Raw genomic sequence first — 23,496 nt, forward strand, 5'->3', positions numbered from 1 at the left:
GCAGCGCTCGCGGCCACATGGATGCCGGAACAAGTCCGGCATGACGGCTCAGGGATTGGGGCGCCCTTCGACCGCCCGCGCCCGCGCCCGCGCGTAGAGGAAATACACCAGCAACCCGAACCCGTTCCACAACAGGAACGAGATCTGCGTAACGCGCTGCAGGCTCATGAACAGATAGCAGCACCCCAGGATAGCCGCCGGCGCCACCACCCAGGCGAATGGGGTACGGAACGGCCGCGTCGCACCCGGACTGCGCCGCCGCAGCACCAGCACGCAGGCCGCCACCGCGACGAACGCGCACAAGGTCCCCGCATTGGCCAGCGAGGCGATCACATCGAGCGGCAACAGCCCGGCAAGGATCGCGACGAACACCGCCGTCACCGCAGTGATCCGCGCCGGCGTCCCCCGCGTCGAGATCTTCGCCAGAGACTCCGGCAGGAAGCCGTCGCGCGCCATCACCAGGAAGATGCGGCTCTGGCCATAGAGGAACGCCAGCAGCACCGTCGGCAGTGCAATCGCCGCCGCGGCGGCAACCACCGTCGCCACCCCGCCGCTGCCGAGCGAGCGCAGGATCAAAGCCAGCGGTTCGGCGCTCTTCGAGAAGACAGTGTAGTGCACGGCCCCCACCGCCGCCGCCGCGACGATAATGTAGATCACCGTGCAGGCGACCATCGATCCGACGATCCCGATGGCAAGATCGCGCTCCGGATTTTTCGCTTCCTCAGCCGCGGTCGAGATCGCGTCGAAGCCGTAAAAGGCGAAGAAGATGATCGCCGCCGCGCCCATCACGCCATATTTCACGCCGTGATCGTCAGCCAGGCTGCCATAGCCGCTCGGTGCGAAGGGATGGAGATTGGCCGGATCAAAATGCGGCAGTGCGACCGCGACGAACAGCGTCAGCGTCGCGATCTTCAACACCACCAGCGCCGTGTTCAGCCGCGCGCTCTCCCGGGTGCCCAGCATCAACAGCCCGGCGACGATCGCGATGATCACGATGGCCGGCACATTGATGCCGGGATTGGCAAGATGAAGGTCGTGGTTCGCCATGCTGCCGACGAGCGACGGCCCATGCGTCAGCGCGTCGGGCAGGTCCGCCCCAAGCCCCTTCAGGAACCCCGCCGCATAGCCCGACCAGCCAACCGCGACGGTCGACACCACCAGCGAATATTCGAGGATCAGGCTCCACCCCACCACCCAGGCGAAGATCTCGCCAAGCGTCGCATAGCTATAGGTATAGGCGCTGCCCGAGGCCGGGATCATCGTCGCCATCTCGGCATAGCAAAGCGCCGCGCAAGCGCAGATCGCCCCGGCAACGGCGAAGCTCAGCAACACCGCCGGCCCGGCCCGGTCCGCGCCGACGCCGATCAGCGTCAGGATACCGGTACCGACGATCGCACCCACGCCCATCGCCACCAGATGTGGCCAGGACAAGGTCCGCGCCATCCGATGATGCTCGGGCTGATCCTCGGCGCGAACGATCGTCTTCAATCTGAACAGGCTGCGCATTCTCGTCCCCGGATTTTTATTCAACCTAGGCCGCTTCGGAGCGCGGGCGCAATGCTGGCGCGAGCGATTGCACGGCGCTACAGCCCGGCCAACAGGTTTCAGGAGAAACGATCATGGACATGACCCTCGATTTCGCGCTGGGCGAGAATGCGGACATGATCCGCGAGACGACACAGCGCTTTGCCACCGACAAGATCGCGCCGCTCGCTGCGAAGATCGATGCCGAGGACTGGTTCCCGCGCGAGCTCTGGCCCGCCATGGGTGAGCTCGGCCTGCACGGCATTACTGTCGAGGAGGAATTTGGCGGCCTTGGTCTCGGCTATCTCGAGCACGTCATCGCCTGCGAAGAAGTGAGCCGCGCCTCTGCCTCGGTCGGCCTCAGCTACGGCGCGCATTCGAACCTCTGCGTCAACCAGATCCGCCGTTGGGCGAACGCAGAGCAGAAAGCGAAATATCTCCCCAAGCTGATCTCAGGCGAGCATGTCGGCAGCCTCGCCATGTCCGAGGCCGGCGCCGGCTCCGACGTCGTCTCGATGAAGCTGCGCGCCGACAAGGTGCAAGGGGGCCATGTCCTGAACGGCACGAAATTCTGGATCACCAATGCTACCTATGCCGACACGCTGGTCGTCTATGCCAGGACCGGGGAGGGCAGCGGCGGCCTCACCACCTTCCTGATCGAGAAGGACATGCCGGGCTTCTCGATCGGCCAGAAGATCGACAAGATGGGCATGCGCGGCTCGCCCACCGCCGAGCTGGTCTTCAACGACTGCGAAGTACCGGAGGAAAATGTGATCGGCCCGGTCAATGGTGGGGTCGGCGTGCTGATGTCGGGGCTCGATTATGAGCGCACCGTGCTCGCCGGCATCCAGCTCGGTATCATGCAGGCCTGTCTCGACGTGGTCATTCCCTATATCCGCGAGCGCAAGCAGTTCGGCAAGCCGATCGGCACCTTCCAGCTGATGCAGGCCAAGGTCGCCGACATGTATGTCGCGCTCAACTCGGCCCGCGCCTATGTCTATGCCGTGGCCAAAGCCTGCGACGCCGGCAAGACGACCCGCTTCGACGCGGCCGGCGCGATCCTGCTGGCGAGCGAGAATGCGGTGAAGGTCTCGCTCGAGGCGATCCAGGCGCTCGGCGGCGCTGGCTATACCAAGGACTGGCCGGTCGAACGCTTCATGCGCGACGCCAAGCTGCTCGACATCGGTGCCGGCACCAATGAGATCCGCCGCATGCTGATCGGCCGGGAATTGATTGGGACGTAATAATCAGGAGCGGACAGGCGCCGCGACGATGGCCGCGATCCTCGACTTTCTCGGCTAGCGTAGCGCCACCTTCGCCGTCACCGACAGCCCCGGCCGCAGCCGCGCAACCGCCGGCTGGTTCGGGTCGAGCCGGATTCGAACCGGCACACGCTGGACGATCTTGGTGAAATTGCCTGATCCCGGTTCGAACGGCAGCAAGGTAAACTCGGAACCCGAACCCGGCGCGAAGCTCTCGACACGGCCACTCAGTGCATCGCCACCAAGCGCATCGACCTCGATCTTCGCCGGCTGACCGGCGAGCATCGAACGAGTCTGCGTCTCCTTGAAGTTGGCGACGACATAGAGGCCGCGCGACGGCACCAGCGTCAACAGGTGCGCACCAGGCTGAACATAGTCGCCGGTCTGCACCTGCCGATCGCCGACCACGCCATCGATCGGTGCCCGGATGACGGTATGGCCCTGGTCCTGCCGCGCGAGATCGAGCGCTGCCCGCGCCCGCGCTACCGCGGCCTCCGCCTGCGCGACCTGCGCGACCAGTACCGGCCGCCGCGCCTGGGTCACGACCGCCTGCTGACTGGTCACGTCGCGATCGGCACGAGACCGGTCGCGGGCGGAAGCGGCGCCGATCGCGGTGGCGCGAACCCGCTCGGCGTCGCGCCGGGTCGCGAAGCCCTGTGCCATCAGCGCCGCGAATCGCGTGTTATCGGCGGAAGCCCGCACATATTCCGCATCCGCCGACTGGATCACCGTCTGCGCCGCATGCACTTGCGCGGCCGCCAGTTGCTGGTCAGCATCGAGCGCCGCCAGCGCAGCCCTGGCGGTTGCGACGCCCGCCTCGGCATCCTCGAGTGCCGCCTGTGCGCCGGCAACCTTGGCATCGAATTCCTGCGCATCGATGCGCACGAGCGGATCGCCGGCGTGCACAGGCTGATTGTCTCTCACCAGGATTGCCGAGACGAGCCCGCCGACCTTGGGCGCCACCGAACTGCTGTCCGCTTTCAGATAGGCGTTATCGGTCGACTCGCTGGTCCGCGGCGAGAAGAGCCACGCGACCCCCGCCAGCGCGATCAGGATAGCCCCCGCGCCAGCAATCAGCGGATTGCGGCTGATCCGGAAGCGCGGCCGCGCCGCCTCGACAGGACGATCGATGGTAGCGGCGATGTTCACGACGCCATCACCAGCAGGGTTGAGGTCGCGGTGGCGAGCAACCTGCCCGAGGCGTCAGTCAGTTTCGCCTCTGCGAACGCAACGCGGCGACCCATGCTGACGACCACGCCCTCGGCACGCACGACGCCCGTATCCACGGTCATGCCGCGCAGATAGGAAACCTTCAGCTCGAGCGTCGTATAGGCCTGCCCCGGCGCCAGCTTCGAGTGCACGGCGACACCGCAGGCGGAATCGAGCAGCGTCGCAGCATAGCCGCCATGCACGCTGCCGATGGGATTATAGACGCGGTGATCGGGATTGCCCTCGAACACGGCTCTTCCCTCCTCGACTTCGATCAGTGCGAAATCCAGTGTCCGGCCGATTGACGGCTGATTGCCGTGCGCGATCATCGCGCGAAGCTGGTCGATGCCACTGATCGCGACGCGGTCGAGCATATCGGTCATTTTACATCCTCAAGGGAAAAGCGCTCGATCACTGAGGCGCGCGCACCGGCCAGGATCGCGTCTGATTGCGCCGGATCGGAAACCGCGCGCGCCAGCGCGACCGCGCCGACCATCTCGTTCAACATCGATGCACCCGCCCGCTCTGGATCGGCAACGCCGTGACGGCCGAGCGCGCCAGCAAGCCGCGCGGTCAGCCCGGCCACCCCCTGGCCGAAACGCACCCGCGCTTCGGGGTCGAGCCGCGCGAGATCGCCAGAAAGCGAGGGCAGCGGGCAGCCATGCTCGCGCGTGTCGCGGTGCGCAGGCGACAGGTAGAAGTCGACATAGGAAAGCAATGCCACGCGCGGATCGCCATCGGTGGCCGCCAGATCGAACCGATTGCGCGCGCTTTCGAACATCGTCTCGATCGCGGCGGCAATCAGCGCCTCCTTTGATTCAAAGTGCGCGTAGAAACCGCCATGGGTGAGTCCGGCCCGCGCCATGATGCCTGCAACCGCGACGCCGCCGGGACCTTTCGCCCGGATTTCGCGCGCCGCTTCCTTCAGCACGCGCCGCCGCGTCTCGCTCTTGTGATCGCTGTCGTACCGCATGACCTTGTCGATCTCCTTTATATGATGCATATAATATAAAGACCGCCGGAGGCAAGTGTTTCCATGTCCAATAGTGTTTCGCCTCCCGCGCCGATCGATCCGATGGCGCTGCCCGACAAACGCAAGTTCCTGATTTTCGGGGTGATGGCGTTCGGCCAGTTCATGGCGCTGATCGACATTCAGATCGTCGCCGCCTCGCTCAACGAGGTACAGGCCGGGCTCTCCGCCGGGCCCGACGAGATCAGCTGGGTCCAGACCGCCTATCTGATGGCCGAGCTGGTGATGATCCCCTTCGCCGCCTTCCTCGCCCAGGCGCTGTCGACGCGCTGGCTGTTCGCCCTTTCAGCCGGGCTGTTCACCCTGGCCAGCGCCTTGTGCGGCCTGGCCTGGAGCATCGAATCGATGATTGCGTTCCGCGCGCTGCAGGGGTTCGTCGGCGGTGCAATGATCCCCACCGTGTTCGCGACCGGCTTCGGGATGTTCTCCGGCAAGCAGCGGGCACTGATCCCGGCGATCCTGGGCATGGTCTCGGTGCTCGCGCCGACGCTTGGCCCGACGGTCGGCGGGTGGATCACGGATGCCGCGGGCTGGCGCTGGATCTTTTACGTCAATGTCGTGCCCGGCGGACTCGTCACCCTGCTCGCCTTCATGCTGATCCGCGTCGATCGCCCTGACATCAAGATGCTACGGCGGATCGACTGGGTTCATCTAGCCTCGATGGCGGTGTTCCTGGCGGGGCTGGAATATGTGCTCGAGGAAGGCCCGAAGAACGACTGGTTCGGTGACAGGACGATCACCGCCGCAGCCTGGATTTCGTTCGTCGCTTTCCTGCTGTTCCTGGAACGCTCCTTCCGCTCCGACGGGCCGATCGTGAAGCTCACGCCTTTTCGCAAACCCACTTTCATCTTTGCCTGTGTGTTCAATCTTGTGATTGGCTTCGGCATCTATGCCGGCACCTATCTCGTGCCGCTCTATCTCGGCCGGGTGCGCGGCTATAACGCCTCGGAGATCGGCACGACCGTTTTCATCGCCGGTGTCGTCCAGTTCCTCGGCGTTCCGATCGCCGCCGGCCTGTCGCAACGTGTCGACCAGCGGATCATCATCACGTTCGGGCTGAGCCTGTTCGCGGCCGGCCTCTGGCTCTTCTCCTATATGACGCCCGATTGGGGCTTTGCCGCCCTGTTCTGGCCGCAGGCGGTGCGGAGCTTCGCGATCATGCTGTGCATCGTCCCCAGCGTCGGCCTTGCCCTTACCGGCTTCGCGGGCCCTGAGCTGCGCTATGCGTCAGGGCTGTTCAACCTGATGCGCAATCTCGGCGGGGCGATCGGCATCGCGCTGGTCAACACCTGGCTCGGCGACCTGACCCGGCTCCATGCGCTGCGGCTGAACGAGACGCTCGGCGCCGCACCCCGGATCGCGACTGACACCCTCGCCGGCCTCGCCCATATGATGCAGCGGGTCACCCCTGATCCGACGCGCGCGCTCCAGATGGCCGAGGCGGTGATGGGCCGCGTCCTCGCCCGCGAGGCGCTGACGCTTGCGTTCGACGATGTGTTTCGGATCATGGCCTGGCTGTTCATTGCGGCACTGGTGATGGTGCCGTTTTGCCGCCCGCCGAAACAGGTTTCGGCCGAGCCGATCGAAGCGCATTAACCCATGTGAGCTCGGCGCCATCTCTCCTTGCCGTGAGCAAACCACGCCCGTACGAGCACATCATGCGCAGCCTGCTCCATACCAGCCAATATCGCGGTTTCGCGGTCGTGCTGCTGGTCTGCGCACTCGCGATGCGGATGCTGATTCCCTCGGGCTTCATGATCGCACCCGGTCCGCACGGCGCAACACTGGTTCTCTGCCCAGGCCAGGGCGCGATGCCGATTGCACTGCCGCATGACCTCGCGACGATGGCCATGCCGGGCCACGATATGGCCAAGCCCGCGGACAAGCATCCGGGGGACAAGCATCAGGAGAAGGGCGACAGCCCACCTTGCGCTTTCTCGCCAGTGGGCGCGACCGCCAACCTTGTGTCGGTCGCTCACCCCGCGCCGCCGACGGCGGTTAAGGCAACCGCCCCCGCGCTGTTCCGGATCTTCGTCCAACCAGGGCTCGGCCTCGCCGCCCCGCCGCCGCCAAAGACCGGACCGCCGACACGCATCTGACGATCATGCGTGCCTGCGGGCACGGTCAATCCTGTCGGACGAACGGAATTACCGATGATACCCCGAAATATTCGCATGCCATCGCGGCGTGCGTTCGCGCTTATATGCGCGGCGCCCTGCATGTTGGCGCCCGCTCTCGCGCATGCCGAAGACGATCAGTCGAAAGACATCCTAGTCACCGCGCAGAAAGCGCCGATCGAGAACACGCCTGCCACCAGGGAGACGATCACCGCCGACACCATTGCCACGACGGTGAACGCAGTGAATGTCGAGGACACGATCAAATATCTGCCGAGCCTGATCGTCCGCAAACGCCATATCGGTGACACCCAGGCGCCGCTCGCCACCCGCACCTCAGGGCTCGGCTCGAGCGCGCGCAGCCTGATCTATGCGGATGGCGCTTTGCTCTCGTCGCTGATCGGCAACAACAACAGCCTCGCCTCGCCGCGCTGGAGCCTGGTCAGCCCACAGGAGATTGCCCAGATCGACATCCTCTACGGCCCCTATTCGGCTGCCTATGCCGGGAACTCGATCGGCGCCGTCGTCAACATCACGACCCGGCTGCCGGACAAGCTTGAAGCTACGGCGGCGATAGGCACCAACGTCCAGACATTCGACCAATATGGAACGCGTAAGACGCTTCCGACATGGCAGATCGGCGGGACCATTGGCGACCGGTTTGGGCCGCTCGCAGTGTTCGCGAGCGCCGAACAGGTCACCAGCAACGGCCAGCCGCTGCAATATGTCACTGCAGCCAGCCAGCCGGCCGGCACGAGCGGCGGCTATGCCGACGTCAATCGCACGAACGTGCCGATCAGAGTGCTCGGGGCGAGTGGGCTCGAGCATCAGCGCCAGGACCATTTCAAGGTCAAACTGGCGCTCGACCTTACGCCCGATATCCGCTTCACCTATGTCGCCGGGCTGTTCCTCAACGACACCGATTCCGCCGCCGAAAGCTATATCTCGAGCGCGAGCGGCGCGGTCTACACCAGCGCCTTCTCCAGCGGCGTCTATCACTATGACGAGCGCCACTGGTCGCACAGCCTGTCCGCAACCGGCACCAGCGGTCGGTTCGACTGGCAGGTGATCGGCACGCTCTATGACTTCGATCATGACGTGCAGCGTATCCCGACTGGCACCCTCCCGGCTGCACAGGCGGGCGGCCCCGGCAACATCACCCGGCTCGACGGCACCGGCTGGAAGACGCTCGATGCCAAAGGCGCCTGGCGAACAGACGCCGATGCCACGCATATGATAAGCTTCGGCGCGCATGCCGACTGGTTCGAACTCAACAGCAACCGCTATACGACGGCCGACTGGATCAGCGGCAGCGAGGGGGCGCTCAATCTCCAGTCGAAGGGCAAGACCCGCACCGTAGCGCTCTGGGCCCAGGATGCCTGGAAGCTGCTGCCGGCGGTCACGCTGACGATCGGCGGGCGTTACGAATGGTGGAAGGCCTATGATGGCGTGAACCTTGTCCTGCCACTTTCGACCAGGCAGCAGCCGCAACTGAAAGCTGCCAATTTCTCCCCCAAGGCATCGCTCGCCTGGGACCCTGACAAGCACTGGACGCTACGCCTCTCGTTTGGCGAGGCCTATCGCTTCCCGACTGCCGGCGAGCTCTATCAGATCGTGACGAGCCCGGTGGCGAACTTGCCCAATCCAAATCTCAGACCGGAGCGCGCGCTGTCCGAGGAGCTCTCAGTCGAGCGCAAGGACGAGCACGGTTCGGTGCGCCTTTCGGTGTTCAATGAGTCGATCAAAGATGCGCTGATCTCACAGACGGGGCCGCTAGCGGTCGTGCCGGCACAGGTTGGCACCTTCGTCCAGAATGTCGACCGCACCCGCGCGCGCGGCGTCGAGTTCGCGTTTCAGCATACCGATCTGGTGCCGCGCGTCGATCTGTCGGGGAGCGTCACCTATGCTGACGCGACGACCCGTGCCGATACCGTGCTCCCCAGCGCCGTCGGCAAGCTGCTGCCTTCCGTCCCGCGTTGGAAAGCGGCCGCGGTCGCGACCTGGCGCCCGACCGACCAGATCTCGCTGACCGTGGCTGGCCGCTATGCCAGCCGAATGTATGGTGCGCTCGATAACAGTGACGTGATCGGCAATACCTACCAAGGCTTCTATAAATATCTGGTGATCGATCTTCGCGCCCAGTTCCGCGTGACGGAGCATTGGTCGCTTGGCCTTGGCGTCGATAACGTGAACAACGACAGATACTTCCTCTTCCACCCTTTTCCGCAGCGCTCGTTCACAGCGGATCTCACCATGAAGCTCTGATGGTGTGGGGCCGGAGATTCGATAGCGTATGTCCGGCCCGTATCCGCGACGGACTTTGCCCTCAAACATTTCGCTAGGCCGGCCCCGAAGAGGCAGGTGGTCAGATCACCGCTTGCTTCACAATTGGCGCATTGATACCGGTGTCATGAAGAGCTCAGCGTCAGCTGCGCGAAAAACCGAGGGAGAGATTCTGTGGCGCTGAGCCGGTGAGCGGCCTGGACAGGGTCATCGATCTGAACATCGTCCGCGACATAGGGCGCCTGACTCTGCCCGTGGGTAATGACCCGCCCGTCACTACGCTCGGCTGATCGCGGTTCTCATGCATCTCCACCAGGGAATCCCAATGCTCTGTATCTCGTTCCTTGCGCTTGCTGTCGTCGCTCCCTCGCCTGCGGCCGCCGCGCCTCAACCCCAGCTTGCCTTCCCGGGCGCGGAAGGGGCAGGGCGCCTCGCCACCGGTGGCCGTGGCGGCAAAGTGATTACGGTCACCAATCTCGACGATGCCGGCCCCGGCAGCCTGCGCGCCGCGATCGAGACCAGCGGCCCGCGCACAATCGTGTTCGGCGTTTCCGGAACGATCAAGCTCGCTACCCCCCTGCGAATCCGTGAGGGCCAGGTGACGATCGCCGGTCAGTCGGCGCCCGGCGGCGGCATCACGCTGCGCGACCACACGCTCGAGATCGCGGCCGACGATGTCGTCATCCGCTATATCCGCTCTCGACTCGGTGACGAATCGAAGACGGAAGGTGATGCGATCTGGATAGTGAAGGGCAGCCGGATCATCCTCGACCATGTCTCGGCAAGCTGGTCGGTCGACGAGACGCTTTCGGCTTCGGCCAATTACACCAAGCCGGATCAGGGCTTTTTCGATCTGACGGTGCAATGGTCGATCATCGCCAATTCGCTCACCCACTCGCTCCACGCGAAGGGCGAACATGGCTATGGCAGCCTGATCCGAGGCGGGCGGGGATCGCGGATCAGCTTCCACCATAATCTCTGGGCCAATCACGAAGCGCGGATGCCGCGGCCAGGCAATTACACCGGTCCCGATCTCGACCCTCAGGGCGCGTTTTTCGATTTCCGCTCCAACGTTTTCTACAATTGGGGCGGCAGCCACTCCGGCTACAATGCCGACACCGCCACGCTCGCCCGGTATAATTTCGTCGACAACAGCTATGTCGCCGGGCCGCAATCGGACAAGCCGATCGCGTTCAACGAATCGAACAGACTGGCCAAGGCCTATTTCGCCGACAACAGCATGAACGGCACGATCCCGGCCGATCCATGGAGCCTCGTCACCGGCGTGCAGCCGGACGGCTATCGTCTGAATGCCCCGATCGACGTCGCGCCGGTGAAGTCCGAGTCGGCTGCCGCCGCGTACCCGCGCGTGCTCGCCGAGGCGGGTGCCTCCAAAGCGCGCGACAGCGTAGATCTCGCGATCATCGCCGGCGTGCGGGATCGGACCGGGCATCAGATCGACAGCCAGCGCGAGGTGGGCGGCTGGCCGGTGCTGGCGACGGCGCCTGCGCCGCACGACAGCGATGGGGACGGCATGCCTGATGCGTGGGAGCGGAGTCACGGGCTCGACCCTAAGAAGAACGACAGCGCTGGCGACCGCGACCGTGATGGCTTCACCAATATCGAGGAATATCTGAACAGCCTGGTGCAGTAAGCCGGCTATTACAGCGGTAGCCCGACATAGTTTTCGGCGATCGCGGTCTGCATCGCTTCGGACTGGGCGAGATAGTCGAGTTCGGCGATCTGCATGCGGCGCTCGAACGCGCCGTCGCCGGGGAAGCGGTGCATCAGCTTGGTCAGATACCAGCTGAAACGCTCGGCCTTCCAGATGCGGGCGAGCGCGCGGGCCTGATAGCCATCGAGACCGGCGTCGCCGCCATCCGCGTAATGCGCGATCATCGCCTCGGCGAGATAGATCACGTCGGACGCGGCGAGGTTGAGCCCCTTGGCCCCGGTCGGCGGCACGATGTGCGCTGAATCGCCGGCGAGGAAGAGGCGGCCGTGATGGATCGTCTCGAACACGAAGGACCTGAGCGGCGCGATCGAGATCTCGAGCGCCGCCCCGCGGGTGACGCCGTGGCGCGAGATCGGATCGAACCGTTGCGCGAGCTCATCCCAGAGCCGGTCCTCAGGCCATTCCTCAAGGCGATCCGTGAGCGGCACCTGGATATAATAGCGGCTGCGGGTCTGCGACCGCATCGAGGCGAGCGCGAAGCCCCGCCCGGTGTTCGCGTAGATCAGCTCGTCATGGCAGGGCGGGACATCGGCGAGGATGCCGAGCCAGCCGAACGGGTATTCATGCTCGAACGAGCTGGCGGCCGAGGCCGGGATCGTTTTGCGCGAGGGCCCGTGAAAACCGTCGCAGCCGGCGATGAAATCGGCCTCGATCCGGTGTTCGACGCCATTCTTGAGATAAGTGACGCTGGGATGATCGCTGTCGATATCGTGCAGCGCGACATCGCCCGCCTCGAAGACAATCTCCAGGTCACGATCGGATGCCGCGTCCATCAGATCGCGGGTGAGCTCGGTCTGGCCATAGACCGTCACATGCCTGCCGGTCAGCCGGGCGATATCGATCCGGATCACGCCATTGTCGGTCGCGAGGTTGAACCCCTGCTCGATCAGCCCTTCGGCCTTCAGACGCGCGTCGAGGCCCAGCCGGGTCATCAGATCAGTCGTGCAGGTTTCGAGCACACCGGCGCGAATCCGCGACAGGACATAGTCGCGGCTCTGCCGCTCGACCACGACGCAGACGATTCCCGCAGCGCGCAGCAAATGCCCGAGCAACAGCCCCGAAGGCCCGCTGCCGATGATCGCGACCTGAGTCTTCACCGGATCCACCGACGCGATTGTATGCGCTTGCACGCGGCGGTCGAGAGGATGCAGATCATGACCCCCGGCTTATGCCTGGGGACCCGCGTCGTACAATCCAATTGCTGAAGGACCTATTTGATTTCCAGAATTGTCAGGTCCGGGCGTCGTGTAGTCGTCCTGTCGCATTGGCTGAGTTCCGCTTTGCATACGACCAAGCGCGTAGCGAACTCTCCAGCGCTAAGGTGCCAAAAATTCTTCGGCAAATTGTTGCGTAGCATAGCAAATTGCGGCACATTAAAGGCTATAAATAAATAGAGAGGGGATGACATGGCGACAGATCCGCGCGCGACGATCGATCGGGAACCGATGTCCAGGTTCCAATGGGGCGTGGTCGCGATCATGGTCGGGCTGAACGCGCTTGATGGCTTCGACGTCCTCTCGATCAGCTTCGCATCGCCCGGGATCGCCAAGGCCTGGGGAATCAACCGCGCCGCGCTCGGCCTGGTCCTGTCGATGGAGCTGGTCGGCATGGCGGCAGGCTCGCTGATCCTCGGCCGCTTCGCCGACCGGGTCGGGCGGCGCGCGACCATCCTCGGATGCCTGGTGGTGATGGCGGCGGGCATGCTCGGCGCATCGTCGTCGCACGATGTGGTCACCCTGTCGGGGTGGCGCCTTTTCACCGGGCTCGGCATCGGCGGCATGCTGGCCGCGACCAACGCGGCCGTTGCGGAGGCTTCCAACGCATCGCGCCGGCATCTGTGCGTGGTGCTGATGGCGGCGGGCTATCCGGTCGGCACGATCGTCGGCGGATCGATCTCGGCCGTGCTGCTGCGCACGTTCGACTGGCCGGCGGTGTTCCAGTTCGGCGCCGTCGCGACCCTGTGCTTCATCCCGCTCGTCCTGTGGCGCTCGCCGGAATCGATTGCCTTCCTCCTGCAGCGGCGCCCGGCGGACGCGCTGGCGCGGATCAACCGCACACTCGAGCGCATGGGCCATGCGCCGATCGACGCGCTTCCGCCGATCGAGGCGGAGGCGCCCGCGTTGCCGCTCTCGGCCTTGTTCTCCCCTGCCCTTCGCCTGCTGACCCTGCTCCTGACGATCGCCTATCTCACGCATATCATGACCTTCTATTTCATCCTGAAATGGATCCCGAAGATCGTCGTCGACATGGGCTTCGAGCCGTCTTCCGCGGCCGGCGTGCTGGTCTGGGCGAGTGTCGGCGGCGCGACGGGTTCGCTGTTGCTCGGCCTGTTGACGACGCGGGTGCGCTTGCTGACGCTCACCATCGGCGCGATGCTGTTCTCGATCGTGCTGGTGATCGCGTTCGGCCAGGGGCAGAACAGCCTCGGCGCGCTGTCGCTGGTTGCCGCCACGGCGGGCTTTTTCACCAATGCCGGCGTAGTCGGGCTCTATGCGCTAGTGGCACAATCCTTCCCCACATCACTGCGCGCGACCGCGACCGGCTTCGTGATCGGGATCGGGCGCGGCGGATCGGCGATGGCGCCTGCGCTTGCCGGGCTTTTGTTCGCGGCAGGTTTCGGGCTACCGGTGGTGGCGACATTGATGGCGCTCGGCTCGCTGATCGGCGCTATCGCGCTGTTCGGCTTGCGTGCGGGGCGGGCGCCGCTTCGGGAACAGACTGAATGAAGACTTTGAATATCGCGGTGCCGACCCCTGATGATGAGGAAGCACCACTCGGCGCGCTCGATCACCTGGTCGGCTATCACCTCAGGCGTGCGTCCAGCGCCTTTGGGGCTGACTTTGCCCGGGCGCTGGAGGGCACAGGCATGCGCCAGGTGCTGTTCGGGATATTGTCTGTGGTCGGCGCCAATCCCGGCATCAACCAGGGCGCGGCGGGCCGCTCGCTCGGCATCCAGCGCGCGAACATGGTGACGCTGATCAACCAGCTCGCCGATATCGGCCTGCTCGACCGCCAGACCGCAGCCGAAGACCGGCGCGCTCTCGCCCTGAGGCTGACGCCGGCGGGGGAGAAGGCGCTCAAGGAGTGCCTCGAGCGGATCGAAGCGCATGAAGAGCAGATGCTGACGAGCCTGACCGCCGCCGAGCGGAGGACGCTGATCGCGCTGCTCTCGAAGATCGAGGGGCGGAGGCGGTGAGGGTCAGCTGAGGGTGAAGGGGCGCGGAGACCGGGCGCTCATCTGTCAGCGTTGGTCGGGGATTGGGCGATTACGTTCCAAGCCGCAGCCTCATAAATGAACGGCAGAAATGGTCATAATTCTTTTAAAGTTGGGAAACCTTCCCAGCTGTCCTGCTGCCTCAGGCGGGCGTTGTATTCGCAGAACGACACCGGGTTACCATGAGTGTCCAGGATGTGATGGCAGCAGCTCGAGACACGGTCCTGATCATAGCTGAAGCGATCCATGAACGGTTTGATTGCGATACCGAACACGTCCTGCGGGCGAATGAGCCGTCGGCCAAGTCGGGCGATCAGGCGCTGGACGATATTACCCCGGGTACCGACCGCGTCCTGCATCTCCCGCTTTGATAACAGGGTCTTGTAGGCGACCTCATCCATGACCGCGTTCAGGTCTACATGTCGGGCGATATTCTTCACCATGCCGAAGCGCCGCGCGAACAAGGTCACCCAGCCGCAATTGGGGTGGCTGCAGGGAATCGGCATGAAATCAGCCGGCACCGCCTTCCCGCCAAGGCCGGCGATGGCGCCCTTGACGCAGTCGCTCAGCGTCAGGCGCGTTTCGGCCTGGGCGTCCAGTTCGTAGCGCCCGGAGAAAAAGGCCGGTTGCATCGCGATCAGTCGCACATTCTTGTGCTTCAGTCCCTGGCGCACGACCCAGGCGATGTCCGTCTCGCTGACATGCTTGCTCAGCGTCATCGTCAATTGCATCGCCACGCCAACGCGGTCGAGTTTGGCGATAACCGACTGGCGAACCTTTTCGGGCTTGGCGCCGCGCATCACCGGATTGGCGCTTTCGTCGCGACCATCAAACTGCAGCAGGACCAGCACCCGCTCCCGAAGCGGCGCGAGCCGCTCGATGAATCCCGGCTTGTCGAACATCAGCCCGTTGGTCGGCAGGTACACCTTGCCGACCGCTTCCTGCCCGCAGAGCCATTCGAGCAGATCCCAGAACTGCGGGTGGAGCGATGCCTCGCCGCCGGTAATCTGTACCGAATCCAGGCGGCCCTTGGCTTGCACCAGGTCGATCAGGTGGCGTTTGAAAGCCTCTATCGGAAGGACGCGGTCACCGCGGCTGTCCGAATAGCAGACCCTGCAGGCCAGGTTGCAGGCGTTGGTAACCTCCACGAGCACGGTGCAGGTCTTGTTCGTCGACTGGTCGCTGAAGTCGTGCGCCGCGGCTGGCTTGCCCGCCGGCGCGCAACTCTTGCCAGGCCCGCAGCAACTATTGACGAAGGCGGGAATGTCGAGCCGCGGCATTTCGCCATAGGCACGCCCCCAACGATCCTTGTTCGATAGCCTGTAATACGCGGCATCGCTTTCGATCAGGGCGAGGCTGTCGCCGTGCGACGAGCAGCGCTTGAGCATGACCACCCGAGAATCGCGCTCGACCACTGCGGCAGGGATATGGTCCAGGCAGGTCGGGCAAAGGCTGAGCGTCGTCTTCAGCAGCCGGTCACCGGCCAGCATCGCGAAGCGCGCGCGCACGCCGGTTTCATCGAGATCGCGAAGCGGGGCGGCGATCCGTTCGAGCCGTTCATCAAAGGTCAGCGCCTCGGGGCCTTTCGCCAAAATCGTGTCAGGCACAGGCAAGCACCCCTTCCATGACGAAGGCGCACACGCGATACGGCACCTTGCGCCGAGCCGGCCAGTGCTCGCCTTCCTCGACCAGCAGGCGCCTGAGTTGCCGGGCCGAGAAGTCCAGGTTCGCTTGATGTTCGGCGCGGCGATGAATGGCGATGATCTCGACTGCGCGCCGGCGCGGCACGAGATCGAACACCGCCTCGCGGGTGTAGCTCGTATGACGTTGCTCGTCGGAAAGGACGGCGGCCACCGCCTTGGCGGGATAGTCGGACGAAGCCTGGGCGCAGGCGTCGACATGATATTCGAGCGAGCGAGCGATCCGCTTTTCCAGCCAATGCGCATGAGCCAGGAAGTTTGCGATCCGATCGCACTTGGAATCCACATCCATGCCCGCCTCGATGCGCCACGGATCGGGTGTGTGACTGCGGATGACATGGTTGAAGATGTCAGCATCGGGGAGCTCGATCACCTCCTCGCCAAGCTTGCTGATTGCCTTGGCGTAGAGGACAATGTGTTTGTCCTCGTCGGCCAGGTGAGCGCGCATCGTTGCCGCGAGTTCTGGCCCGCTTACTTCCTCGGCATGCTCGACCGGGAAATAATCATCCACAGCATGCGGATAGGCCTCACCGCACAAATAGAGGTTGAGGACCCGGGCATGAAGCACGGGATCGGCGACGATATCGCGGTGCAATCGCTTCTTGATCGACGATATGAAGGGCATGTCAGTGAACCATCAGAAGACAGGTGCCGAAAAGCAGACCAATCAGGCCGAGCATGATGAGCAGCGCCAGCAGACAGCCGTTTATCGCCGGCCTTTCGGGGTCCATCAAACGTTCCTCCCTTTCGCGCGTCGTCCACGTCGTCGGACCCGTCGATCACCTCCAACCCGAAGCATCAGGTCGCGGCCGGCACGTGCCGAAGCGACGGCGATGCACCGGCGCGGCGCAGGTACAGCGCCGTGCCGCCGGCGATGATCATGGCCAGGCAAATCCATTGATAGGCAGAGTAGCCCGCAAAGGCCTTGGCTGTGACCCGAAGCTCTTCGGTGGCGAACCGGAACAGGCCATAGACGATCAGGTAGAGCGCGAAGAGTCGTCCGGCGAGCAGTTTGCGGCGCCACATCAGCATCAGCCCGATCCCGCACAGAAGATTGAACGCGGCTTCGACCAGTGCAGCGGGATAGCGTGACACACCATCGGCGGCGACCAGAGCGATTCCGCCGCGCATCGGAACGCCAAGGCAACAGCCCGTGAACCAGCATCCGATGCGGCCGGTCGCGATCGAGAAGGGAAGGATGATGGCGAAGCGGTCGTTGGGCGGAAGGCGATACTTCATGATCGGCTTGCAGGATTCGGCGACGATGAAGCCGACCAGCAGGGCGCCGACGATCGAACGCCCCGACCAGATCAGGGCAGACCAGTCCTTCATGGGCTGAAGCGGCCAGAGGGCGTCGCCGAACAGCACAGCGATCTTCGAGCCGACCAATGCTGCGATGAAGGTGATCGCCTGCAGGCGCCAATATGCCCGCTTTTCCGGATTGGAATAGTGCGACGTCGGGCGGAAAAAGGCGAACAGGGCGACGCCGAGCAGGATCAGCAGGGCGTATGTCGCATGAAGGCTCTGGTCGAAGCTCATCCAAAGCCTCCCAGTCGCCAGCTGACCGCAATGAAGACGGCAAAGCAAGCATAGGCCCAGAAATGCAGGCGCCGCTCGCGGCGATCGAGCGGTTTGTGGAAGCCCACCTCATCGACACAGGCGGCGCACGCAAATGAAACCAGTGCAATGGTCGCGATCTGCGTGCGGCCCGCCCAGAGGCCCCACAGCAGAATCAGCAGCGATAGTGCGGCGATGGCATGAAAAGCCTGCTCCGCCAACGGCACACGCCGCGCCTTTTTGTGAAGCCATCCGTCGTAGGCGGCGAGGGCTGAATAAGGGGAAAAGCTCGCAAGCATCCCCCATTTTTCGATACTCATTCCGCGCGCCCCCCGCCCACCGAGTTCCGAAGCGACCGTCTCCCGTCGAGGCTGAACCATCTTTGGCACAACAGGTGGCTCGGCGCATAGACGCAACTGCACAGGAGGAACCACGTCGTCAGGGCCTGGGCGCCCGGCCCACCAGTCATTCGACCCCCTCCGGGCCAATTCTGCACATAATTGAGGTTCGCGTCGCCCCGGAAACCAATGGTCGAAACCGCAATCGCTGCTCCCACGATCAGCGACTGCAGGACCAGCGCGCGTCGATCGTAACCCCACCGGCGGAGCTCGATCAAAAGCAGGACTGGCAGGAACAGGTGGAATGTGGAGAGGGCACGCGCAAAGATCGGGATGGAAGTGTCCCACAGATAGTTGGTTCCGCCGTGCAAGGTGTGTCCGGTCAGCGCCACCCAGACAACATCAGAAAGCCAAAGGGCTCCGATTGCGGGCGCAGATAGAGTTTGCGCGTTCAGCAGCAGGCGGCTGCCTGTCAAAAAGCCAATGCAGGAGAGTAAAAGGGTAAGGTCGCAAAGCTGGAGAAAATGAGCAACGCCGTAGACATTTGCGTAGGTCGGCACATAAACGAGCAGCCAGGCGATGATGAGCGCCCGTCCCGCGAAGCTGCGCTGCGGCACGAGGTCAGCGCAACCTGCCCGACGAGAACGTCTCGGTCGCAATCCCACTGCATGGAAAAACCACACTCCAACTCGAATTCGAAGCTCGGATATCCAACCCAGAATTTGGGAAAATGTTCGCGCACCTTCGATCAAGCCAGGATGCATGAACGGTGACTTTCCTACTTGATTTCACGCTTTCGCATACTTGCTTACCACCATCCCGCTTGCATAGGCCTTCGAATCAAGCAGTTCCAGTTTCTGGAAACCCATCTGCTCGAAAATGCGCGTGCCGGACCCCAGTGCGGCGGGGTTGATGTAGAACTGGAACTCGTCGACCAACCCGGCCGCAATCAGACCTGCGGCGAACCCCGCACCTCCGAATATGCCGATGTCGCCGCCGGGCTCCGCCTTCAACAGGCCCACTTCATAGCCAAGATCGCCGCCCCGTACGACAGTCCGCGGCCATGATGACGTATGCAGCGTGTTGGTCAGTACCACCTTGTCGATTTCGACGATGCGCCTGGCGAACGCGTAGAATTCGTCACCCGGAAAACGCTCGGCGGCGTTGCTCCAGTGAGTCAGATAACCCTCTTCAGCCATCTTGCGGCTGAGAAAAATGGTGTCGATCCGCTCGAAATGGGCGTTGAAGTCCCGCTTCAACTCTTCGTCCCATTTACTCTGATCGCCCCAACCCCAGAGTTGCCAATCATCGTGCTGATCAGACCCGACGAATCCGTCGACTGATATCTGCATTTGCAGAATGAGCTTTCGCATCGATCTCTCCATTCATCCGTGGGAACGTGGTGGCAAACATCTCCTCGACCCATCGCTCTATCCACGCCGCCTAGTCAGGGAAGGCGCAGCAATTGATCTGACTGGATATTGAGCAGATCGGGAACGCAGAGGTCGCCGGAGGCGTCCCGAGTGATTTTGAGAATGTCGATGCTATCGAAACGGAAGTTCCTGATCATACGGAGCTTGCCGACCTTCGCCTCACGGGTTTCGGCCGGAGGATAAGGGGGAACGCTACCCCGCCCTGCTGGAAATTCGAACAGGGGCGCTGGGATCAGTACGAGCAGATTGGCGTGCCAGGCCCCAGGGTCGGCTACCGAAGCCGGCACGCACGCAGTGCCGATAAACCGCTCATACTGTTCGAATGCGGACTGCTGCAGCATCAAAACAAGGTGCAGACCGGTGAAGTCTATATCGCAGCGATAGTGAAAATCATGGACATAGGCCTCTTTGAGTTTGGCCCGCCCCAAAGATTCCCTCTCATTACCTGCCCGAATTTCGATGAACTTGTCGGTATAAAATTGACCCTTGGCCGCAGGTTCGGCGGGGGGCGCACAACCGAATACCCCGGAGCCAAAGTCCTTGGCGAAGCCGAGGCGCGAAATCGTCCCGCGTTCCGGAGTGAAGGTTAGATGTCCACCAGTGACAGATCGTGAAGACAGCCCCGCATATGCCACAAGAAATTGCGCGGGTGCCGAGCGCTGCCCGAGCAAATTTAGGAACATTCAAATCCGATCCTTTGCAGGAAACCACAACCGAATTTCGGCCTGTCAGATTGACTGCCAATTCCAAAGCATGCGTTATAAAAGGTCCCGTTATAACTCATATGGCGGCCAAGAATTATCTATAAGAGAGGCTCTATAGTTGTGGAACCTCCCGCGCGCTGACCGTCAGCCCACAACGAAGAAGCGTAACATCACCTGATCGGAACGGCGCGCTGCCGAACAGACGAAGACGTTCCGGTTCAGCCAGGCATGGGGGCTGTCATCCGGCGCCTCGAACCGCGGCGTCGTGCGGAAATAATAGAGCGCGGGATCGACCAGTTCGCCGGCGGCGATCCGGGCGAGGATATCTGGCGGGCCGTGGCGATAGCCGGTGTTGACGATCGAGACGATCGCCCCGTCATCAGCGCGCACCGTATAGCGGGCCGACACGTCGAGAACGCCATCGGGTCGGAGTGTCTGCCAGTCCGCGCCGCCGGGGAGGACATCGCCGGAGAAGCGCTCACCGGTTATGCGGCCGCCGGTGATCGGCACGATCCGTTTTTGTCCGCCCGCGGCAGTGCCGAGGTCGAGCGGCGTGCCGATCAGCACGCGCGCTTCAAAGGCGAAGTCGACGGTTGGCGTCGGTGGCGCAAACTCCGTCATGTTCCGACACGAAGGGGAATTAGGGGCGCCACCAGCCTCTCCTCTTGTGCTCGTGCAGGCCCATCGAGCGCCTGTTCAGAAGTGCTGGCTGGGGCGGCAGGGTTCGAACCTGCGAATGGCGGCATCAAAAGCCGCTGCCTTACCACTTGGCGACGCCCCAGCAGAGCGCAGCCCTTTAGGGTCTGTGCTCCATGCCCGCAATGGTCGTGATTGCAGGTGAACCTCGGATCAGTCGAGACGATCGAGCCAGCCGTGCGGATCGGGTAATTTGCCGCGCTGGATGTCCGTCAGGGCCGCCCGCATCCGCAGCGATGTCTGCCCGGGGCCACCGCCGCCGATGGTGAAACCGCCGCTCTTCATCTTCATCTCGCCGATCGGCGCGATCACCGCCGCTGTGCCGCAGGCGAAGGCTTCGCACAGCCGGCCGCTCTCCGCATCGGCGCGGGCCTGGTCGATCGAATAGGGCTCCTCACGCGCGGTCAGCCCCATGTCGGCGGCGAGCGCCAGGATCGAATCGCGGGTGATGCCGGGCAGGATTGTGCCGGTGAGCGGCGGCGTGCCGAGCGTGCCGTCGTCGAACACGAAGAAGATGTTCATGCCGCCCAGCTCCTCGATCCAGCGGCGCTCGGCCGCGTCGAGGAACAGGACCTGATCGCAGCCCTGGCGGATCGCCTCGGCCTGCGCGACGAGGCTGGTGGCATAGTTGCCGCCACACTTCGCGGCACCGGTGCCGCCCGGCGCGGCGCGGGTATAGTCCTCCGACACCCAGAGCGTGACCGCCGGCGCGTCGCCCTTGAAATAAGCGCCCACCGACGAGGCGATGACCGCATAGAGATATTCGGACGCAGGCTTCACCCCGAGAAACGCCTCGCTCGCGATCATGAAGGGACGCAGATAGAGCGAGCCGCCTTCGATCGAGGGTATCCAGTCGATATCGGCGCGGACCAGCTCGCGGATCGATTCGAGGAACAATTCCTCAGGTAGCTCGGCCATCGCCATCCGCTGCGCCGAGCTGCGGAAGCGTGCCGCATTGGCCTTGGGCCGGAACAGGGCGGTGCCGCCATCGGCAAGGCGATAGGCCTTCATCCCCTCGAAGATCTCCTGCGCGTAATGCAGCACGGCGGAGGAGGCATCCATCATGAAGGGCGCGCGCGGCTCGACCCGGGCGTCATGCCAGCCCTCGGTCTCATTATAGCGGATCGTGACCATGTGATCCGTGAAGACGCGGCCGAACCCGGGATTTTCCAGCAGGCGCGCACGCTCATTCACATCGACCGGCGACGGATGCTGGGTGCGGACGAACGCGAGGGATGTGCTCGATTCGGTCGCTGCGCTGGTTTTGTCGAGCATGGCGTCATACACTTTGTTACAATTTCGGGGTTGAAGCCTAGTACGGAAGGCCCCAAATCCGGTCAACATGGCAGCACCAACAACGTCCGCGTCTCCGCTTTTCCTGCGGGAGCCCGAGCTTCGCCGAGGCATGGAGTTGCTCTATTTCGGCAACAGCCACTTCACCCGCGCGATCGATCGCGGCCTTGCCTCGCGGGGTCTGGGCCGGGCGCATCACCGTGCCTTGTACTTCATCGCCCGCTCGCCGGGGATGACGGTCAGCCAGTTGCTGTCGCTGCTTGCGATCACCAAACAGTCCCTCGGCCGGGTACTGACTGAGCTAACCGACCGCGGGCTGGTCGAGACTCGCCCGGGCGACCGCGATCGCCGCCAGCGCCTGTTGAGCCTCACCGAGGCGGGCAAGGCGCTCGAGAACGAGCTGTTCGAGGCACTGCGCGAGCGGCTGTCCGCTGCCTATGCCAGCGCGGGCCAGGCCGCTGTCGGCGGTTTCTGGGCGGTGCTCGAAGGCCTGATCCCCGAAGAGGAACGCGCGCGGATCGAGGGATTGCGGAGCTAGGACCCCGCCGCCGGATTCTGCGGGAAGAAGGCTGCGCGAGTCTCCGCGTCAGCCGGATAGAAGCATTCTAGCGCCAGTTCCGACACGGTGACCTCGGTTGGGGTGCCGAACATCGTCGTCGTCGAGATGAAGGACAGCACCGCGCCGCTCCCCGGCATGCGCAGGCGCAGCGGCACCGCGATGGCGCTCCCCGGCTTCGGGCGATCCTTGCCGGCCCGACCAGGATAAGCGCTCAGTTCAGCGAGCAACGCGCCCAGCTGCGGATCGCCGGTCTCGGCCTCCTGAGCGTGCAACCGGTCAAGCAGATGCCGGCGCCATTCGCCGAGATTCTCGATCCGTGGCGCCAGTCCGTCGGGATGCAGGCTCAGGCGAAGCACGTTGACCGGCGCTTCGAGCAATGCCGGCGCGACTCCCTCGAGCAAAGGCGCGAGAGCGGCATTGGCAGCGACAAGCGTCCAGTGGCGGTTAATCGCGAGCGCTGGATAGGGCTCGTGCCCCTTCAGGATCATATCGACTGCCTCGCGCGCCGCCGCCATGTCCGGCGCATCGAGCGGACGTTCCGAAAAGACCGGCGCATAGCCGCCTGCGATCAGCAGCCGGTTCCGGGCGCGCAGCGGCATGGCCAGTCGTTCCGCCAGCCGCATCAGCATATCGCGGCTGCCCACGGACCGCCCGCTTTCGACGAAGCTGAGGTGGCGGGTGGAGATATCCGCCTCCAGCGCGAGGTCGAGCTGGCTGAAGCGCCGCCGCTGGCGCCACTCGCGCAACACGGTGCCGGGTGTTTCGGAGATGCTCGTCATGCCGCTATCCTAGTCGATCCAGGTGCTGTCGCCATTACCTCCGAGGTAATCGCTTCGCATCGG

At 63.9% G+C, this 23,496-nt stretch carries 23 protein-coding genes and 1 tRNA gene; 8 read left to right on the plus strand and 16 right to left on the minus strand.

Annotated elements, in window-relative coordinates; all coding sequences use genetic code 11:
* Positions 1 to 48 precede the first annotated feature (48 nt).
* Complete coding sequence (locus tag AC1DVS_RS23960) at positions 49 to 1,506, minus strand: amino acid permease (RefSeq protein ID WP_478027008.1); 1,458 nt, start codon at positions 1,504 to 1,506, stop codon at positions 49 to 51.
* A 113-nt stretch (positions 1,507 to 1,619) separates the two neighbouring features.
* Here AC1DVS_RS23960 and AC1DVS_RS23965 point away from each other — a divergent pair, with 113 nt between their 5' ends.
* Positions 1,620 to 2,768, plus strand: coding sequence for an isovaleryl-CoA dehydrogenase (locus AC1DVS_RS23965; protein WP_478027009.1), 1,149 nt, complete (start codon positions 1,620 to 1,622; stop codon positions 2,766 to 2,768).
* Between the two features lie 54 nt (positions 2,769 to 2,822).
* Here AC1DVS_RS23965 and AC1DVS_RS23970 read toward each other — a convergent pair whose 3' ends face one another.
* Genes AC1DVS_RS23970 through AC1DVS_RS23980 form a run of 3 tightly spaced genes read right to left on the minus strand, consistent with a single transcriptional unit; the run spans position 2,823 to position 4,998 of the window.
* Positions 2,823 to 3,935: an HlyD family secretion protein gene (locus AC1DVS_RS23970; protein WP_478027010.1), complete on the minus strand. Its 1,113-nt coding sequence runs from the start codon at positions 3,933 to 3,935 to the stop codon at positions 2,823 to 2,825.
* Positions 3,932 to 4,378, minus strand: coding sequence for a PaaI family thioesterase (locus tag AC1DVS_RS23975; protein ID WP_478027011.1), 447 nt, complete (start codon positions 4,376 to 4,378; stop codon positions 3,932 to 3,934). Before AC1DVS_RS23975 ends, AC1DVS_RS23970 begins: the two co-directional genes overlap by 4 nt.
* Positions 4,375 to 4,998, minus strand: coding sequence for a TetR/AcrR family transcriptional regulator (locus tag AC1DVS_RS23980; RefSeq protein ID WP_478027012.1), 624 nt, complete (start codon positions 4,996 to 4,998; stop codon positions 4,375 to 4,377). The genes AC1DVS_RS23975 and AC1DVS_RS23980 overlap by 4 nt, the downstream gene beginning before the upstream one ends.
* Before the next feature lie 33 nt (positions 4,999 to 5,031).
* Between AC1DVS_RS23980 and AC1DVS_RS23985 the strand changes: the two genes are divergently transcribed.
* From AC1DVS_RS23985 to AC1DVS_RS24000, 4 genes are all read left to right on the plus strand, one after another.
* Complete coding sequence (locus AC1DVS_RS23985) at positions 5,032 to 6,621, plus strand: DHA2 family efflux MFS transporter permease subunit (protein WP_478027013.1); 1,590 nt, start codon at positions 5,032 to 5,034, stop codon at positions 6,619 to 6,621.
* Between the two features lie 62 nt (positions 6,622 to 6,683).
* Positions 6,684 to 7,124 carry a hypothetical protein gene (locus AC1DVS_RS23990; RefSeq protein WP_478027014.1) on the plus strand — a complete coding sequence of 147 codons (441 nt, stop codon included), beginning with the start codon at positions 6,684 to 6,686 and terminating at the stop codon, positions 7,122 to 7,124.
* Positions 7,125 to 7,244: 120 nt separating this feature from the next.
* Complete coding sequence (locus AC1DVS_RS23995; protein ID WP_478027015.1) at positions 7,245 to 9,407, plus strand: TonB-dependent receptor; 2,163 nt, start codon at positions 7,245 to 7,247, stop codon at positions 9,405 to 9,407.
* Positions 9,408 to 9,750: 343 nt separating this feature from the next.
* Positions 9,751 to 11,079, plus strand: coding sequence for a pectate lyase (locus tag AC1DVS_RS24000; RefSeq protein ID WP_478027016.1), 1,329 nt, complete (start codon positions 9,751 to 9,753; stop codon positions 11,077 to 11,079).
* Between the two features lie 8 nt (positions 11,080 to 11,087).
* Here AC1DVS_RS24000 and pobA read toward each other — a convergent pair whose 3' ends face one another.
* Positions 11,088 to 12,257 (minus strand): 4-hydroxybenzoate 3-monooxygenase, encoded by a 1,170-nt coding sequence (gene pobA, locus AC1DVS_RS24005; RefSeq protein ID WP_478027039.1) that lies wholly within the window; start codon positions 12,255 to 12,257, stop codon positions 11,088 to 11,090.
* A 309-nt stretch (positions 12,258 to 12,566) separates the two neighbouring features.
* On the opposite strand from pobA, the gene AC1DVS_RS24010 reads away from it, so the two are divergent.
* Together AC1DVS_RS24010 and AC1DVS_RS24015 are read left to right on the plus strand one after the other, a co-directional pair.
* Positions 12,567 to 13,886, plus strand: coding sequence for an MFS transporter (locus AC1DVS_RS24010; RefSeq protein WP_478027017.1), 1,320 nt, complete (start codon positions 12,567 to 12,569; stop codon positions 13,884 to 13,886).
* Entirely contained in the window at positions 13,883 to 14,356 is a 474-nt protein-coding gene (locus AC1DVS_RS24015; RefSeq protein WP_478027018.1) for a MarR family winged helix-turn-helix transcriptional regulator, read from the plus strand. Before AC1DVS_RS24010 ends, AC1DVS_RS24015 begins: the two co-directional genes overlap by 4 nt.
* 113 nt (positions 14,357 to 14,469) lie before the next feature.
* Here the strand turns inward: AC1DVS_RS24015 and AC1DVS_RS24020 are convergent, their stop codons facing one another.
* The 10 genes from AC1DVS_RS24020 to AC1DVS_RS24065 all read right to left on the minus strand — a co-directional run bounded on the left by AC1DVS_RS24020 (position 14,470) and on the right by AC1DVS_RS24065 (position 22,077).
* Positions 14,470 to 15,981 carry a radical SAM protein gene (locus AC1DVS_RS24020; protein WP_478027019.1) on the minus strand — a complete coding sequence of 504 codons (1,512 nt, stop codon included), beginning with the start codon at positions 15,979 to 15,981 and terminating at the stop codon, positions 14,470 to 14,472.
* Positions 15,974 to 16,699 (minus strand): ferritin-like domain-containing protein, encoded by a 726-nt coding sequence (locus tag AC1DVS_RS24025; protein ID WP_478027020.1) that lies wholly within the window; start codon positions 16,697 to 16,699, stop codon positions 15,974 to 15,976. Before AC1DVS_RS24025 ends, AC1DVS_RS24020 begins: the two co-directional genes overlap by 8 nt.
* 173 nt (positions 16,700 to 16,872) lie before the next feature.
* On the minus strand, positions 16,873 to 17,613 hold the full coding sequence (locus AC1DVS_RS24030; RefSeq protein ID WP_478027021.1) for a prolipoprotein diacylglyceryl transferase: 741 nt from the start codon (positions 17,611 to 17,613) through the stop codon (positions 16,873 to 16,875).
* Positions 17,610 to 17,951, minus strand: coding sequence for a hypothetical protein (locus AC1DVS_RS24035; RefSeq protein WP_478027022.1), 342 nt, complete (start codon positions 17,949 to 17,951; stop codon positions 17,610 to 17,612). Before AC1DVS_RS24035 ends, AC1DVS_RS24030 begins: the two co-directional genes overlap by 4 nt.
* Positions 17,948 to 18,586, minus strand: a complete 639-nt coding sequence (locus AC1DVS_RS24040) for a hypothetical protein (protein WP_478027023.1) — start codon at positions 18,584 to 18,586, stop codon at positions 17,948 to 17,950. Before AC1DVS_RS24040 ends, AC1DVS_RS24035 begins: the two co-directional genes overlap by 4 nt.
* A 171-nt stretch (positions 18,587 to 18,757) precedes the next feature.
* Entirely contained in the window at positions 18,758 to 19,342 is a 585-nt protein-coding gene (locus tag AC1DVS_RS24045) for a dihydrofolate reductase family protein (RefSeq protein ID WP_478027024.1), read from the minus strand.
* 74 nt (positions 19,343 to 19,416) lie between these two features.
* A complete protein-coding gene (locus AC1DVS_RS24050) occupies positions 19,417 to 20,085 on the minus strand; it encodes a hypothetical protein (RefSeq protein WP_478027025.1) in 669 nt (222 codons plus the stop codon).
* A 165-nt stretch (positions 20,086 to 20,250) separates the two neighbouring features.
* Positions 20,251 to 20,727 carry a DUF3237 domain-containing protein gene (locus AC1DVS_RS24055; protein ID WP_478027026.1) on the minus strand — a complete coding sequence of 159 codons (477 nt, stop codon included), beginning with the start codon at positions 20,725 to 20,727 and terminating at the stop codon, positions 20,251 to 20,253.
* A gap of 85 nt (positions 20,728 to 20,812) precedes the next feature.
* A tRNA-Gln gene (locus tag AC1DVS_RS24060) sits at positions 20,813 to 20,887 on the minus strand.
* Positions 20,888 to 20,955: 68 nt separating this feature from the next.
* A complete protein-coding gene (locus tag AC1DVS_RS24065) occupies positions 20,956 to 22,077 on the minus strand; it encodes a branched-chain amino acid aminotransferase (protein ID WP_478027027.1) in 1,122 nt (373 codons plus the stop codon).
* A 67-nt stretch (positions 22,078 to 22,144) separates the two neighbouring features.
* On the opposite strand from AC1DVS_RS24065, the gene AC1DVS_RS24070 reads away from it, so the two are divergent.
* Positions 22,145 to 22,633 carry a MarR family winged helix-turn-helix transcriptional regulator gene (locus tag AC1DVS_RS24070; protein ID WP_478027028.1) on the plus strand — a complete coding sequence of 163 codons (489 nt, stop codon included), beginning with the start codon at positions 22,145 to 22,147 and terminating at the stop codon, positions 22,631 to 22,633.
* Here AC1DVS_RS24070 and AC1DVS_RS24075 read toward each other — a convergent pair.
* A complete protein-coding gene (locus tag AC1DVS_RS24075) occupies positions 22,630 to 23,433 on the minus strand; it encodes a helix-turn-helix domain-containing protein (protein ID WP_478027029.1) in 804 nt (267 codons plus the stop codon). The genes AC1DVS_RS24070 and AC1DVS_RS24075 overlap by 4 nt on opposite strands.
* Positions 23,434 to 23,496: the final 63 nt, after the last annotated feature.

The organism is Sphingomonas sp. P3_C5 (genome assembly GCF_056402635.1).

Bases quoted from the DNA above. Each gene is read 5' to 3' on its own strand.
- AC1DVS_RS24000 (WP_478027016.1), top strand. From the start codon at position 9,751: ATGCTCTGTATCTCGTTCCTTGCGCTTGCTGTCGTCGCTCCCTCGCCT.
- AC1DVS_RS24055 (WP_478027026.1), bottom strand. From the start codon at position 20,727: ATGACGGAGTTTGCGCCACCGACGCCAACCGTCGACTTCGCCTTTGAA.
- AC1DVS_RS24015 (WP_478027018.1), top strand. From the start codon at position 13,883: ATGAAGACTTTGAATATCGCGGTGCCGACCCCTGATGATGAGGAAGCA.
- AC1DVS_RS24075 (WP_478027029.1), bottom strand. From the start codon at position 23,433: ATGACGAGCATCTCCGAAACACCCGGCACCGTGTTGCGCGAGTGGCGC.
- AC1DVS_RS24035 (WP_478027022.1), bottom strand. From the start codon at position 17,951: ATGAGTATCGAAAAATGGGGGATGCTTGCGAGCTTTTCCCCTTATTCA.
- AC1DVS_RS23965 (WP_478027009.1), top strand. From the start codon at position 1,620: ATGGACATGACCCTCGATTTCGCGCTGGGCGAGAATGCGGACATGATC.
- AC1DVS_RS24065 (WP_478027027.1), bottom strand. From the start codon at position 22,077: ATGCTCGACAAAACCAGCGCAGCGACCGAATCGAGCACATCCCTCGCG.
- AC1DVS_RS24025 (WP_478027020.1), bottom strand. From the start codon at position 16,699: ATGCCCTTCATATCGTCGATCAAGAAGCGATTGCACCGCGATATCGTC.
- AC1DVS_RS23960 (WP_478027008.1), bottom strand. From the start codon at position 1,506: ATGCGCAGCCTGTTCAGATTGAAGACGATCGTTCGCGCCGAGGATCAG.
- AC1DVS_RS24030 (WP_478027021.1), bottom strand. From the start codon at position 17,613: ATGAGCTTCGACCAGAGCCTTCATGCGACATACGCCCTGCTGATCCTG.
- AC1DVS_RS23975 (WP_478027011.1), bottom strand. From the start codon at position 4,378: ATGACCGATATGCTCGACCGCGTCGCGATCAGTGGCATCGACCAGCTT.
- AC1DVS_RS23995 (WP_478027015.1), top strand. From the start codon at position 7,245: ATGTTGGCGCCCGCTCTCGCGCATGCCGAAGACGATCAGTCGAAAGAC.
- AC1DVS_RS24045 (WP_478027024.1), bottom strand. From the start codon at position 19,342: ATGCGAAAGCTCATTCTGCAAATGCAGATATCAGTCGACGGATTCGTC.
- AC1DVS_RS24070 (WP_478027028.1), top strand. From the start codon at position 22,145: ATGGCAGCACCAACAACGTCCGCGTCTCCGCTTTTCCTGCGGGAGCCC.
- AC1DVS_RS23980 (WP_478027012.1), bottom strand. From the start codon at position 4,998: ATGCATCATATAAAGGAGATCGACAAGGTCATGCGGTACGACAGCGAT.
- AC1DVS_RS24050 (WP_478027025.1), bottom strand. From the start codon at position 20,085: ATGTTCCTAAATTTGCTCGGGCAGCGCTCGGCACCCGCGCAATTTCTT.
- AC1DVS_RS24010 (WP_478027017.1), top strand. From the start codon at position 12,567: ATGGCGACAGATCCGCGCGCGACGATCGATCGGGAACCGATGTCCAGG.
- AC1DVS_RS23990 (WP_478027014.1), top strand. From the start codon at position 6,684: ATGCGCAGCCTGCTCCATACCAGCCAATATCGCGGTTTCGCGGTCGTG.
- AC1DVS_RS23985 (WP_478027013.1), top strand. From the start codon at position 5,032: ATGTCCAATAGTGTTTCGCCTCCCGCGCCGATCGATCCGATGGCGCTG.